Annotated in this window: 15 protein-coding genes and 1 pseudogene; 8 read left to right on the plus strand and 8 right to left on the minus strand. The window is 34.9% G+C overall.

All coding sequences use genetic code 11. The features are described from left to right. Positions 1-131: 131 nt before the first annotated feature. The gene (locus tag SC428_RS00460; RefSeq protein WP_070928440.1) at positions 132-1,172 is read left to right on the plus strand and encodes a hypothetical protein; all 1,041 of its coding nucleotides are present in this window, start codon (positions 132-134) and stop codon (positions 1,170-1,172) included. Positions 1,173-1,224: 52 nt separating this feature from the next. On the opposite strand, the gene SC428_RS00465 is transcribed toward SC428_RS00460, so the two are convergent. Continuing rightward, a complete protein-coding gene (locus SC428_RS00465; RefSeq protein ID WP_070928438.1) occupies positions 1,225-2,067 on the minus strand; it encodes an MBL fold metallo-hydrolase in 843 nt (280 codons plus the stop codon). Between the two features lie 134 nt (positions 2,068-2,201). Beyond that, on the minus strand, positions 2,202-3,836 hold the full coding sequence (locus SC428_RS00470) for a methyl-accepting chemotaxis protein (RefSeq protein WP_140185993.1): 1,635 nt from the start codon (positions 3,834-3,836) through the stop codon (positions 2,202-2,204). A gap of 361 nt (positions 3,837-4,197) precedes the next feature. On the opposite strand from SC428_RS00470, the gene SC428_RS00475 reads away from it, so the two are divergent. After that, complete coding sequence (locus SC428_RS00475) at positions 4,198-4,536, plus strand: GlpM family protein (RefSeq protein ID WP_070928434.1); 339 nt, start codon at positions 4,198-4,200, stop codon at positions 4,534-4,536. Positions 4,537-4,710: 174 nt separating this feature from the next. Beyond that, a complete protein-coding gene (locus SC428_RS00480) occupies positions 4,711-5,088 on the plus strand; it encodes a hypothetical protein (RefSeq protein ID WP_318705453.1) in 378 nt (125 codons plus the stop codon). A 177-nt stretch (positions 5,089-5,265) separates the two neighbouring features. Here SC428_RS00480 and SC428_RS00485 read toward each other — a convergent pair whose 3' ends face one another. Then, positions 5,266-6,048: a class I SAM-dependent methyltransferase gene (locus tag SC428_RS00485; protein ID WP_318705455.1), complete on the minus strand. Its 783-nt coding sequence runs from the start codon at positions 6,046-6,048 to the stop codon at positions 5,266-5,268. Between the two features lie 106 nt (positions 6,049-6,154). After that, entirely contained in the window at positions 6,155-6,643 is a 489-nt protein-coding gene (locus SC428_RS00490; RefSeq protein WP_318705457.1) for an N-acetyltransferase, read from the minus strand. A gap of 149 nt (positions 6,644-6,792) precedes the next feature. Between SC428_RS00490 and SC428_RS00495 the strand changes: the two genes are divergently transcribed. Beyond that, the gene (locus tag SC428_RS00495; RefSeq protein ID WP_070928479.1) at positions 6,793-7,137 is read left to right on the plus strand and encodes a DMT family protein; all 345 of its coding nucleotides are present in this window, start codon (positions 6,793-6,795) and stop codon (positions 7,135-7,137) included. 119 nt (positions 7,138-7,256) lie between these two features. After that, a complete protein-coding gene (locus SC428_RS00500; protein ID WP_318705459.1) occupies positions 7,257-7,982 on the plus strand; it encodes a GNAT family N-acetyltransferase in 726 nt (241 codons plus the stop codon). A 53-nt stretch (positions 7,983-8,035) separates the two neighbouring features. On the opposite strand, the gene SC428_RS00505 is transcribed toward SC428_RS00500, so the two are convergent. Beyond that, positions 8,036-9,187, minus strand: a complete 1,152-nt coding sequence (locus tag SC428_RS00505) for a pyridoxal phosphate-dependent aminotransferase (protein WP_318705461.1) — start codon at positions 9,185-9,187, stop codon at positions 8,036-8,038. A 260-nt stretch (positions 9,188-9,447) separates the two neighbouring features. Here SC428_RS00505 and SC428_RS00510 point away from each other — a divergent pair. Further along, positions 9,448-9,950 (plus strand): annotated as a pseudogene (locus SC428_RS00510) (DUF1543 domain-containing protein). A 51-nt stretch (positions 9,951-10,001) separates the two neighbouring features. Here the strand turns inward: SC428_RS00510 and SC428_RS00515 are convergent. Beyond that, on the minus strand, positions 10,002-10,364 hold the full coding sequence (locus SC428_RS00515; protein ID WP_318705463.1) for a hypothetical protein: 363 nt from the start codon (positions 10,362-10,364) through the stop codon (positions 10,002-10,004). Between the two features lie 444 nt (positions 10,365-10,808). Between SC428_RS00515 and SC428_RS00520 the strand changes: the two genes are divergently transcribed. Next, entirely contained in the window at positions 10,809-11,186 is a 378-nt protein-coding gene (locus SC428_RS00520) for a hypothetical protein (RefSeq protein WP_070928418.1), read from the plus strand. 50 nt (positions 11,187-11,236) lie between these two features. Here SC428_RS00520 and SC428_RS00525 read toward each other — a convergent pair whose 3' ends face one another. Continuing rightward, the gene (locus tag SC428_RS00525) at positions 11,237-11,611 is read right to left on the minus strand and encodes a hypothetical protein (RefSeq protein WP_070928416.1); all 375 of its coding nucleotides are present in this window, start codon (positions 11,609-11,611) and stop codon (positions 11,237-11,239) included. Between the two features lie 412 nt (positions 11,612-12,023). After that, positions 12,024-12,260 (minus strand): DinI-like family protein, encoded by a 237-nt coding sequence (locus SC428_RS00530; protein ID WP_070928414.1) that lies wholly within the window; start codon positions 12,258-12,260, stop codon positions 12,024-12,026. 643 nt (positions 12,261-12,903) lie between these two features. On the opposite strand from SC428_RS00530, the gene SC428_RS00535 reads away from it, so the two are divergent. Continuing rightward, positions 12,904-14,370 (plus strand): sodium:alanine symporter family protein, encoded by a 1,467-nt coding sequence (locus tag SC428_RS00535; RefSeq protein WP_318705468.1) that lies wholly within the window; start codon positions 12,904-12,906, stop codon positions 14,368-14,370. Positions 14,371-14,570 lie beyond the last annotated feature (200 nt).

Consider the following 14,570-nt stretch of genomic DNA (forward strand, 5'->3'; position numbering starts at 1 on the left):
TCGCACCAGTACATACTATTTAATAAATATAAGCTGATAATTTTAAAAATATACCGGATAAATGAGGAAAGGTATTGTATATATTCAATTAACACATATAAAACATGACATTGTTCATGTATGGAATATTTATGCTACCTAGGGTATTGATTTGTTTTATTTTGTTGTTTTGGAGTGGTTTTACATTTTCAAATAATAACGATGCATTTCGTCATGTTAATATTTACACCTCAAATTACACTAATAATGTTAGTATCTATTCTAATGGTACTATGCAAGCTAAAATAATTGTTAGTTATCAACTAAATGACAATTATCTTATTCAAAATATTAAACTATTAAAACATGAAGGTAGTGAGTTAAATAATTTTAAGTTTTTTGAAAAAGAAAATAATTATCCACATGAAATTGAGAGCTTAAAAACTATTGTGCCGGTGTTATTAGTCGGAGATAATAATCAGTATAAATATTTTTATTTAGCGACAAGAGACGCTGGAGCAACACGAATTTGTGCTAAATTGAGTGCGGCTAATACGCAAACTAACCGAATAGAACACTATTCAACTTGTAATAACTCCGATAAAGAGTCGTATGTTACCCTCCATGCATTACAACCAAAACGATATACAATTAATGACTTTACAATTATTTCTGAAGAGATTGATTGGTATGATGGGGTCATGCGATTTAAAACATATGAACTTGTACCTAAAGGTTGGCAGCTAAGTCGAGCGATATCTAATGGGGCATCCATTGAGGTGTATAATTCATCGCAAGTTGCTACCCATCAATTAAGTCATTTTTTCCAAGATATGGACGTGGATTCATCGTTAACACTTTATCGGCATATCAATAAAAACCAACAAGATATGTATGTGCCTGCGTGGGCATTGGCACCTCATAAAGAGGTGGAAAAATTATCAGACAAATATAAGTTTCAAGTGAATACAAATAATAAAATTAATTTAGTTAGGAGCTATGGTTTTAAGATCAAAGATAAAAATGGTGATTATGGTATTTTAGCCAAAAATCCGCAGTACGGCCAACATATTAGATATATTACATTTTATGATAATTACGGAAATGAAGGCATCATTTATGTAAAAAGAGTTAATGATATAGATAAAGTTTATGGTGGTAATTTAGAGAATATGGATTATGGATTTTATTAATATTACTGAAGTCTGAGAGTGATGAAAATTGCTAATCATCACTCTTGGAGGACTATAGAGGGTAATTTAATACTAAACCAACACCGACTTCTTTAATAGATGAAAATTTGGATAAGTGGATTTTAGCTGCTAAATCAGTGCAGTGGCATGGATGAATATGATCAACATCGAGTTGGCTGAAGTATTCACCTGTTTGATTGAGAATTTCATCAGATGCATTTTGTAGGTGGAATCCACCAATCACAGTGACAACTTTATTTGTATTAGTGACTTGCTTAGCGTACTCAATAATATTACAAATTCCTGCGTGTGAGCAGCCGGTCACGATGATAATTCCTGCTGAAGTTTTAATGACTAGGGCACTATCATCCCATACATAATCATCTATAGTTTGATTGTTTGCATCTACCGTTGAACCAATAGGTTCTTTGCCTTCAAAATGGTTGTTTCGTGGAATTTGGCCTAAAAAGATAATGTTCTCGGTAAGAGAATAGGGTTCAACAGTTTGCTTACTGTCAAAATAAGCATCTAACACGTCTTTAGGAATATTAGCACCAATAACTTTTGAGCCAAAACGTTTTGGTAATAGTGCATCTGGGTGATAAATTAAGTCAATTTTCTTCTGAAAACAGCAATTTCTTCTATCATAGTGCTGTATGAGATGATTTAGCCCCCATGTATGATCATTATGTCCATGCGATAAAGCTAAATCAGTAATCTGAGATAAATCGATATTAAGTGTGTGTGCATTATCGATAAAGATATTGGAATATCCCGTATCAAATAGGATTTTACGCCCATCGGCTTCAATATAGTAACTAACGCCTGGCTCACCGCAAAAGTAGCTATCGATAAGAGTGTTGTTATCAACAAGAACGGCTATTTTTATTGTCATTTTTACTTATTATGCATAGTTAGTGGGTAGAGGATGACAGTTATAGCAGATTTGATTCAATAATAGGTAATAAAAATGCTTTACTCCAAGACTAAGCAACTAAGAAATAGCTGCTTAGCGATATAAAATATTTATTATTGTTGAGTTTTTTGTTCTGGTTGTGGTGATCCACAAGGTTTAATATGAAATATTTCGATAATTTCTTCTAATAAGTCAGATTGTGCTTTCAAAGATTGTAAAGAGCCTTGTAATTCTCTTGTCATAGTCGCATTAGCTTGTGTGGTATTATCCAGCTCATTAATCGCTAAATGTATTTGCCCAACACCATAAGTTTGCTCATGTGAAGCGAGAGAAATATTCTGGATTTTTTCGTTGATATTAGAGGTACTCTTGGCAATTGATACAATATTGTCATTAGCATCCGCTGCGAGTTGAAAACAATGGTGTATTTTCTCATTCGAGTTATCGATTAGCGTTTTAATTTCTTTAGAGGCTTGGTTGCAACTCATAGAAAGCTCACGAACCTCATTGGCGACAACAGCAAATCCTTTGCCGTGTTCACCAACACGTGCCGCCTCCACGGCAGCATTCAACGCCAATAAATTTGTCTGAAAAGCAATATTGTCTATAGTAGAGGTGATTTTGCTAATTTCTTTTGAAAAATCAACGATATCATCCATATTTTCGACAACATCTGAGATCAGTTCATTACTTTTATCAATGGTAACTCCTGTTTCAACCATTAGTTGGCAAGATTCGTGGGTATGAGCACTATTAAGTTTGAAAGAAGAATCTAATTCTTCGATACTCGCTGCTGTTTCTACAATCGCGGCGGCTTGCTGATCTGCGCGAATTGACAGGTCTTGATTCATTTGAGTAATGTCGTTTAATTCATTTTTGATGTTGTGTGTATTGGAGTAAATATTTTGAACGATCTCGATTAGCTTATTTTGCATATTAGAAACATGCTGTTTGAGTGATTTAATTTCTGCTAGCCCTTTATTATCAAAATGATGATAAAGAATACCTTGGCTTACTTTTTCGATGCCATCGATAACCTGATTTAAAGGTCGTACAAATAAATATTGTAAAATAAAGCGAACTAACAGAGTAATAAAGGTAAGAGTAATAATAACCGCAATAATACCGATAATGCTTTGTTTATATAACTGTTCGCTAGCAGCAGAAATTTGATGATAGCTTTGGTTTAATTGTTGGTGATAGTAGTTAAGATTCAGTTCGAAGGTATCTTGAAATTTTTGAGTAGGTTGATTCAGAAAATCGTAGGTCTTTCCTTGCACCAAAAAACTTGAAAGTTCCATTAATGCTGCTTGTAACTCGGTATAGCTTTGAGCTAGCTCACTAAATAATAATTCACTTTTATTTTGTGATAGTTGAGCGAAATTTTTCCATTGCAAATCAGCCCGATCAATTTTTTCGTGGAACTGTTTAATCAAACTATCAATGTCAGTATTTGCAGTTTGCATTTTATTAATGACTAGTAAATGCCGAGAACTGGCACGATTTAAGGTATTACGTGCCTGTAATAGTGATTGCCATGTTTCGTTCAAAGCTGATTGTTCTTGGTATATGGCATCCAGTTTACCAAGGGTTGTTTGGTAGTTTTTGAGGTAACTAAAGAATAGCCAGCATGAAGAGAGTAATAATACAATTAATAATCCAGATAAAAGCCAAACTAGAGTTGTTGTTTTAAGACCCGAAGACCGGAAAAGCGATAATTTAAATTTTTGTGATATATCGGACATCATTTATTATTTCCTTTCATACTGTCGGTAACATGTTTCTAACATGCATAAGTAAACCACTTATTAGATATAAGGTAATAACTAGCTAAATCAGATAGTTGGTATATACCTTATAACAGTCATACAGAAGTCAGGCGTAGGGACTAATCAATGATATCGGCAGCTACGACGTATACTTTATGTTCAAATCAATATTAATCTAAATTAATGCTAATGATTCATTCGTCGTATTAATGGTAATTATTTGTTTTTTAGCGTGAATTGATTTAAAACGTAGGTTATTGAGATAAAACTAGCGTGCTGATAGTCTGAGTCTTTTTAAGGGTAAGAATATATTGATTCTGATGAGAAACTTGAGATAACTATGATTACTCTCTTTTTAAAGTGTTTGTTAGGTGCTGTGGCCGTTTTGGTGATTGCTATCTTATCAAAGAGTAAGCTTTTTTATATTGCCGGTCTGATCCCTTTATTCCCAACATTTGCGTTGATTGCTCATGTGATTGTTATTCAAGAACAAGGTGCTTTAGCATTACGTAAAACCGCATTATTTGGTATGTGGTCATTAATTCCTTATCTGTTGTATTTAATTACCGTATATTTTCTGGCAACCAAAGTATCGGCATGGTTGTGTTTAAGTATTGCTACTGTGAATTGGGTTTTAGCAGCGGCAATACTGATCTATTTTTGGCAATTATATCAATAGGTTTAGTTATTTTATAATGACGTAATTGGGACGAAAATAAATCGTTAACCAATCTCTGTATGGCATATCAGTAAATGACTATTTTTCTTGTCGCATTTTGTTACAATTTAACTATAATATGGTAGTGTGGATTTTATCAATATTACCGTGGGAAATATGCTACTAAGAAGCCTAGTGCTGTTACTTATTGTTGGTGGTGCCTATATTGCTGGCATAATGACAAATATGGCTAAAGTATCAGAGATAGATACTAAAAAGAAAATAGAGAACTCAGTTGAAGATTTTCTTGCTTACCCAACCGCAGCAGAGTATCGGAATGTTAATTACCATGTATTAAGTCAATCGGATAATGGCGAAGAAACGGGATATTACTGCGGTGAGGTTTATGGTTTTAAAAATGAACTCCCCTATGGTTTTAAACGTTTTATTGTGAGATATCATAAAAGTTCAGTGGGTAAAACCATGGTATCAATTCCTTTTGTCGAAGAGGTTGATGATATTATTCCAGTGGAGCAATTTGAGGTTGTTTGGTCTCGATATTGCCAAAAATAAATTTAAAAAGTTAAGGTTATACTCATCATACTTCGAACTGCACAGGTGTTGACGACATACAGCTTGCCGAGTCACATAATTATTTATGCTCCCCGCGACTCTCTTTATTTGTCGCCTACCTACAACTCGAATTATTTAGAGTAGAGTTTTAAACATAATTCACCTTAACTTTATTATTTATGTAACCTTAATGGCTAATGTAGCTAAAAAAGTTGGTAAGTAGTTATCGATAACAAAACGTGGGTTAGGTTGCCAGTCTTCAAGGAAGCCTGCGATATTAAAGCCTACATTTATTTGCCCGCCAATTAAATCTGTGAGTGAATGACCAAAAACAAACGCTTCTTGATTTTGATGCTTCAGCATAATTTGTTGTTCAGTGAGATTTTCTAATTCAGAAAAAGGCATTTTGTAGGCTGGTTTGATTAAACCTTGTTCACTGAATTTTGGGTCTCTGTCACCAACAAAAACAATGGGGTTGAAAAAACTCGAAAGTAGTCTGCCATTTTTTTTCAATATTCGATAACATTCACGCCATACAGGGGTGACATCGGGTATATAAAGGTTTGAAATTGGATGGAAAATCAGGTCAAAGCTAGTGTCTGCGAACATATGCAGATCACGCATATCACCCTGTATGGTTTCCAATCTTAGGTTATCACGAATAGCAACTTGTTGATCTTGTGCCAATTGTTGCTCTGAAAGGTCAAAAACAGTCACATCTGCCCCCGCAGCTGCCAATATAGGGGCTTGTTGTCCACCCGCTGAGGCAAGGCATAAGATTTTTTTCCCTTTAACATCCCCCAACCATTGTTTATCTAATGGAGAAGGGGTTAGGTGTATTTGCCATTCACCTTGTTTGGCTTTTGTAATAGTGTCAGCATCAACAGGAATTGACCAAGCTTGCTGCTGTTGAGCTTGCTTATCCCATGCTTTTTGATTTGCAGTTAAAAAATCCGTCATAAATTAGTACTCATTAATACATTATTTATTTAATGTAACTCAATAGACAATAAAATAAAAGAAAAATGTACTAGTTGGTACATATGGCGTAGGGTAAATTACAATACTATCCTTTTACTAAGTAATAACGGGTGCCAGCAAAGCTAAACTCAGCGATTTCTCGCATACCTAATTTTTGATGTGCTTTTAGAGAGCGGATATTATCTATGTTAATAAAAGCAACTGGACTACCCGTTTGCTGAGTGCAAATTGCATCATATAGCGGTTTAAGCATGTTTTTTCCTCGATAGGCCGCATCGATACAAACGGGCCCATAAAACCAGCTATTATTCATTTCCGCTTTAAATTGCTGAGTAATATATTGTGCTAACCGGGGAAGAGCGCTACTTTTTACATCAAAGCTGAAAACAACACCAACAATATGGTTGCGTTCATAAGCGATAATAACGCGCAACGAATTAGCAAACATACTTTCAACTTTATTTAGTGGAAATTCACCTAATAATCCCCCGCCTTGTGATTGTGCATTGCGCTGTAGTAGATGTGTGACTTCTTCACAATCGGTCATTTTCATTAAACGATACTGAAACGTCATGTAACCCCCTAGATACGATAATATTCGCCAAGCCTGAGAGAGATAAAACTAAAGCAAGATTTTATCAAGAAAAGAAAGCGTGAATTGTGGTGAATTTTACTTTTTTTATCGCCATAATAGCGAAACGATTGACCACTATGTATATCAAAATGCTTGCTAAATCTTATCCTATTATACTGTTAGTTATTTCGAATGTTTTTATGATGTTTGCGTGGTACGGCCATTTAAAATTTACAGATAAACCGTTGTACAGTGTTATCTTCTTTAGTTGGTTAATTGCTTTCGTTGAGTACTGCTTTGCTGTTCCCGCTAATCGCCTTGGGCATCAATACTATAGCGCCGCAGAATTGAAAACGATGCAAGAAGTTATCACGCTTTGCGTATTTGTCATATTTTCTGTGCTCTATTTAGGGGAAAGTATCACTATTAATCATATTATTGGCTTTATTTTGATTTTTGCTGGTGCATTTTTTATTTTTAAAGGGCCTTTTTGATATTTTACTGGTGTGGCGCTTGTGATGTCATAGCTATGAAAAGAGCACTCAAACCGATGGGAATTCCTATGTTGTAGCGTATACTTTTCACTATATTTTTTATACAAAGTGAGGATTGTATGCCTGATTTCCATTCTATAGTAACTGAGTATTGGTTTAAGAAAATGTCGGGTGATGTGCAACATTTTGAAAATGAGTCATTTTGCTTGACGATAAATAATTCGCTAGATGAGTCGAACAGTATTATGGTGCTAGGAGTGGTGAATGGTAAAACAAGGGTCACTCTTTCATCGAAAGTTGCAGAAGCTTTGATGCTTAGCAAAATAGAAATAACGAATCTTGAACAATTAGAAGTATATTTAGCAGAAAAAAAACTTAAATTACATGGTCCCGATAACCTTTATTATTTTTCTCATCAAAATCAATTAAAATTACTTAATGAAAGTGACAAAAAAAATATACGACCACTAACCTCTGAAGATAAAAATGCATTTAGCCAGTTTGAACGATTAGCATCAAAAGATGATTTAGAAAATGCTTACGTTGAGTTAGAGCATTGGTTAGTTTATGGAGCGTTTGAAGGGCAACAGTTGGTTTGTGCGGCGAGTATGTATGACTGGGATAATACTCAATTTGCTGATATTGGCGTCCTAACCCTTGACCCTTTTCGAGGTAAAGGTTATGCCAAAAAAGTGATTAGTGCGATGAGCAAAAAAGCCATTCAATTAGGCTATGAGCCTCAATATCGCACTCAGATAGATAATCAGGCTTCGATAGCACTAGCAAATTCGTTAGGTTTAAGTTTGTTTGCTAAGTGGGATGTCATATCACCTGACTGCAAATAATTGTTCAATTAATTATCCTCTTATGGTTTTTACACAAGAGGATATTATGATATTTAGATCCAACCCTTTTCACGGAAACGCTTTAATACCACAACAAATTGTTCCATTTCTTCAGGTGTTCCTAATGTAAGACGGCTCCAACCCAATGCAGGAGGGAATTCTCTTCCAACCATAATATGCGCTTCTGCCATTCTTTTTTGGTAGGTTTTCACGTCACCTTTCACCTTATGGAAGATGAAATTCGCCTGTGATGGTGCATAAGCAATATTTAACTCATTGAGCGCAGATTTCACGATATTTCTTGAAACATTATTTGATTTCAAGCTATATGCAATGAAAGGCTTATCTTGTAATGAGGCCAGAGCTGCAACCGCTCCTGCGGTATTGGTATTATCTAAAGGAAGAAACTGATCAATTGCAGCTACGACTTCCGGAGCTCCAATACCGTAACCAACACGTAAGCCAGCTAATGCAAAAATTTTTGAGAAAGTGCGAGTAACAAGAAGGTTCTTTTGCCCTTGTTTTACTTGTTCTATTGCACTGGTGAATTGAGGGTCTTCGACAAACTCAGCGTAGGCTTCATCAATAATAAAAAATTGTTTATTAGACGCCTTTGTCATCCACTGATTGAGCTCACTGGAAGGGGTGATCATTGCTGTTGGGTTATTAGGGTTACAAATATAAATGATGGATAGTCCATCGAATTGGTCAGCCAACTGTTCCATCTTGTGTAAATCGAAAGAAAAATCCTCTTTTAAAGGGACTTTGCTGATCTTGATATTTAGAGGAATTGAGTAGAGCTCAGCGTAGTTAAAAGTGGGATCTGGTGTGACTAATTGAATATTTTGATTTTGTTTGCGAGCTTGTGCAGCCAACATAGCAATAGCAGCTTGAATGGTTTCTGAAGAACCATTTCCTAAAGTCACATGTTGTTCTGTCAAGTTATAGTGGTCACCGATATGGTTGATGAGTTCAGCACGTGCACTATCTGGGTAGCGAAAGGAACTCGGCAATGCAGCAATAACGGCTTGCCGTGCTTTGGGGGACATACCGAGTGAATTTTCATTAAAGTTGAGTAGTAACGGGTGTTTTTCATCAATAATCATCGCTGTTTTTGTTTCTGCGATGGCTTGATTAAGTAAATTGCTTGCAGCTAGGCCACTCATAATCATTGAGCTTGTTTTTATAAATGTACGACGATCCATAGTTTTCCCTGAGAGCTAAGTAGATTAAAAATGATAATAATGTAAATATTTATTTATTAAAAGTGAATTTATATTCATTTAATGATTTTTTTGATATTTTTAAAAGGAAAATAAAGCTAAATTTTTATCTATTGCATTGAACTACAAGATAAAAATTTCATTACAGATGTGACTAAAATAGTGCATAGATTGTGCTTTTAATTCACATGGTTATATAATAAATTATATATCGAAATTAAATAATAAATTGGAAAAAACAAATGAAGTTATATATGTTTTATGTGGGTGGTAATGCTGGCAAATCCAATATTGAAGTACATGATATCCAATTTGTGGTGGTACATCAGCCAACAGATGCATGGCCTGCATTGCGAGAAGCTTGGTTTGGAGATAAAGATAAAATTCATATCGATGGTTATGCAATCATCAATTGGGTAGATGGGTATCGAATTGAATTAAGCAAAGAGCCTGCAACTCATCAGCAAAAATTATATTTTGTGAATGTTGGGGCTATAAACCTTCAAAGTTAGCTGAATTGCATGAATTCGATTTATTTGTTGCAAATACGCCAGCAGAAGCAAAACAAAAAGCGATCGATACATTATTGGTTGATAGCCAGCAGCAGCATAAAGATAATTTAAAAGATGTTGATGATTGTGTGTTACTAAATCAAGTTAGTGATTATTATATTCATTTAATAGAACAGCCAAATAGCGAGCATTTTAAACCGGAGTGGCAAGGTTACCAACCGATAGGTTTTTAAAATAGCACGTAGCTAATCATAAAATAGGGCAGGTTGGCTGCCCTGAATGAGTTATTGATTTTGAGGTAGAGTATTATTACCCGTTATTTCAACAACCGAAACGTGGACAACATACTGTTTACCACTTTCAGCTTTTGGTGCATCAAGTGCGATTTTTTTCAGTGCTTCATCTGGCTGGGCTGTTTGCAAAGAAGTTGAATATTGCATAGCGCCATTATGCATACCGTAGTGGCGACCTGAAGCATTATAATGGCGGCTGTCATTACAAGGTCGATTATCATAGGACTGGGCATTGTTTTGGTAACCTCCTCGATGCCAAGTTCCATCACAATTGTTGTTACCATGATATGCGAAAGAAGAAAAACTCACAGCGAAAACACTTGCCACAATAAATAGAGGCTTTAGATATTTCATAATTATTCTCCTATTGACTATCTACTAATTATTATTGTGGCTGTTTTATTTATTATTTCAATTCTATTTACTCAAATAAAAGAATAAAACATGATTTAGCCATGAAGTACTCACTATTTCATCACAATGAAAAATATTTGTTTCAAATTTTGAAGTAAAGTTAATTTTAAGATTTATTTAAGTGTTAATGTGCTTTATTGTTAATATTTAATTCATTTTGATTAAAGTATCATACATTAATTAATGCATTTTTATTTATTAAATAATATCTGATTTAATTTGGTTATTAGATACCTATGTAAATAAAATAATATCGAAAAAAATATAGCTGTCATTATGATAGGGCGCTTTGAGGGAAACATTTGACTCATTTTGTTCACTTAATTTTAAAAAATACCGTTATAATTACACTTAGTAGCTAAACGCACAGATAAGGATTATGACTTGAAACGTGTAAAGACTAAGTTATTGATTATTTTATTGATTGTGGCAGCAGGTTTTGCATACCAATACACAATCACTATCAATGATACTGATATCCAAAAAATGGCTCAGCAGCTTGTTGAGCAAAAATTGTCATCATCGCAACAGAAAATCTTTTTCAAAGATGTCGCCGTGGTCAAACGTAATCAGTATAAAGATGGGGAAGGGGTTCGTGTGTGCGGCTCGTACCAAGTAGGGGAGTCTGGCACGGTTTTGCCTTTTGTTGCTAGCGTTGATGTACGTGATGGTAAGTTTTCAGGTCATAATCAATTATTATTGAGCGATACACCAGAAATAGAGGCATCAATCATCAAAATATGCCAAGAAGAAAAATCATAATGCATTATGCTGCCCAGCCATTAGTCTGGGCATCATTTGTTAAAGTCGCGCTATTTTGTTTTATTCAATAATAGCTCAGTTTGGATCTTACAGGCTGAGATTGAATCATTTAGCGATTTGGTAAATTCATCGTGGTTTTTAAATTTACCTTTGCTATCACGAACTGCTTTGATGGCAACATCTAAATTCTTTTGCAAATCAGCTTCATTTATCTCTAACTTCGCGAGATCAACTTGTTTGCTTTTCAGTTGGCTTAGAGCGCTGGATGTTAATTCATTGCTGCTTTTATCTGAATCATAAGCATCATTCAGTGCTTTTCCAGTGATATCACAATAATCAATAGCAGTTTGGCTAATGTTTAGTGGTTCATTAGCACCCATTGCGATAACAGGTGCAAAGCATACAGCAAGTAAAAGACGTTTCATGACAGTACCTCTAGTTTTACACTAAATGAGTATTAACTTTATCGTGTATTGAAGTGAGACTATAGCAGAATTGCCTGAAAAGATGAGGTTTTAAGCCATATTTCGCATTTTGAAACAAAAAAGAGCCAGTAAAAATACTGGCTGCCATAAATAGCAAAGCAATGTAAATGAAAATTACGTTATATAATTTATCATATAACGGTGGAAGGTAAAGCTGTTTTGGCAGCAAAATGCTAATTAATTATGCTAAGGCTGCTCTTGATCAGAAATAAGGTCAGTCAAAAATTGGCAAGATAAAAGAGATAAAATGTGACCAGTATTTGATTAATAACCGATCACATATTAGATAAGTTTGTTATCTTTCAATCAATAAGATGATTGTTGATACATTTTCATGGGTGGCTAGTGTGGATTATTTTGACCAGTGACCATGTTTTAAAACATCTTCAACCAGCTCATGCAACACGACATGTGCTTCTTTGTCGTCATGAAATCCACTGGTTTCAAATGTGGTGGCACCTGAATCATGAATAATATATAAATCGCTACCAGGGTATACTTCTAGCACTCTTGCTCTTAGCTCAGCAGTGAATGCATCATAGGATTTTTGGGATACAGTATCATCAGAGATTTTAATGGTGATTTTCATTTTTTAACCTTCAGTAGGATCACAATTTAGTTGTAAAGTTTATTGTGATGTATAAATAGAAGCAATGCTTATTTTTCAATAGTCGTTTTTTGATGAGATGAAAAAATAAGCGATTTGTATGTTTTAAACACAGTAAAAATGTATAAGTGAGTAATGTTAATTTATCAGTTAATACATTTAAAATATGTAAGCCGCTAGTCTATCAATTTTATTAGTAGAGTGCTTAAGCTTAATAATGAAAGTAACGCTATTTACTTTAGGTATCATATAGAAATTAACCTCGTGTATGAATATCAAATTCTACTTACAACATTTTAATGTAATCAAGTGATTAATAATTTGTCTTGTTAGATGATAAATATATAATCCATTAATATTAATGGTTATTTTTTATCCCAATTATGAGAGCATATTAGTTTTTTTAATAAAAAAATTGATAGTAATTATCTAAAACTAAAAAAATGTTTTACATAAAAGATAAAAAAATATAGTTTTAAGATTCTTTGTTTTGTATTTAATTACGCTTCCTATAAAAGATGAGTTTCTATAATCATCCCTGTGTTATTTCAGGCGAAACATAGTGAAAACTATCATTGGTGAAACAATGATTTTTATTTGTATATTATAAAATAAGGGGAACAGTTTGGTCGAATTTATCAACTATCTAAACAGTGTAGTCTGGGGCTCACTACTCATATACTTGTTACTTGGTGCAGGCATCTATTTTACTTTTCGTACCGGTTTTATTCAAATCCGTCATTTCAGTCATATGTTTGGCATCTTAAAAAATAGTAATCAAACAAATAAAGCAGGTATCTCTTCTTTCCAAGCTTTATGTACTAGCTTAGCGGCAAGAGTGGGAACCGGAAACCTAACGGGGGTCGCTATTGCGATTACCGCTGGTGGACCAGGGGCAATTTTTTGGATGTGGGTTGTTGCTTTACTCGGTATGGCAACTTCCTTTGTTGAATCAACACTAGCGCAACTTTATAAAACGAAAGACGACCAAGGTAATTATCGTGGTGGGCCCGCCTATTATATGCAAAAAGGACTAAATCTGCGTTGGATGGGGGTTTTGTTTTCGATATTCCTTATTATTGCATTTGGCTTAGTATTCAATGCGGTGCAGGCAAACTCAATCGCACAGGCTACTGCTGTAGCATTTGATTTTAATCCTCTCTATGTGGGTATTGCTCTTGTGATCATGAGCGGTATTGTTATTTTCGGCGGATTAAAATCAATTGCAAAGGTTGCTGAATTAGTTGTACCAGTTATGGCGCTAGCTTATTTAATATTGGCGTTTTGGGTTGTCGGGCATCATGTCGAACGTTTGCCTGAGATTTTTACACTGATCATTCGTAATGCATTTGGATTGCAAGAGGCTGCTGGTGGCGCTATTGGTTATGGCATCGGACAAGCGATGACGCAGGGGATCCAGCGGGGCTTATTTTCTAACGAGGCGGGGATGGGATCTGCACCAAATGCTGCCGCTTCAGCTGCACCTTATCCACCGCATCCTGCCTCACAAGGCTATGTACAAATGTTGGGTGTTTTTATGGATACCATTGTCATTTGTAGCGCTACTGCAATCATTATACTCTCTTCTGGTGTGCTGGATAACCCAACGGAAAAAGTGAATGGCATTGAGCTAACTCAATTGGCTTTGTCATCAGTTGTTGGTGGATGGGGGTCTACATTTGTTGCTGTGGCGATATTCTTTTTTGCCTTCACTTCGATCATTGCTAATTATGCCTATGCTGAAAGTAATATGATCTTTCTTGAAAATAATCATACTACAAGCTTATTTCTCTTGCGTTTAGCAGCTCTCGGAATGGTGATGTTTGGGGCATTAGCTGAAATGCCATTAATCTGGAAGATGGCTGATTTATCGATGGGGCTAATGGCAATTACCAACCTCATTGCGATCCTATTACTCTCTGGTATCGCGTTTAAATTGGCTAAAGACTATAACTTGCAAAGAAAAGCAGGAAAAATACCGACCTTTGATATTGAGCAGCATCCTGAATTGAAGATCCAAGTAGAAGAAGGAATTTGGGAAAAAGAGCAACTCAAGCAATGGGTATCTAAAAAAGCGATTCAAGAATCATAAAAATTGATTTTCGGCTGATAATACGTAGCAGGGAAAATACGTTTTTATCCCACATCATCAACAATTTGAGGTCACCAAATAAGGTGGCCTTTTTACTAAGATCTTCCCTAATAAAATTGTCATTCTATAAACACTATTAATAATACTTGCTTTCTAACATTTTGAGCTTTAAGGTTTTTATCAATAAATGGTGAGATAAC

It is taken from the genome of Providencia sp. 2023EL-00965 (genome assembly GCF_033550225.1).
In the GTDB taxonomy this organism is placed as follows: Bacteria; Pseudomonadota; Gammaproteobacteria; order Enterobacterales; family Enterobacteriaceae; genus Providencia; species Providencia manganoxydans.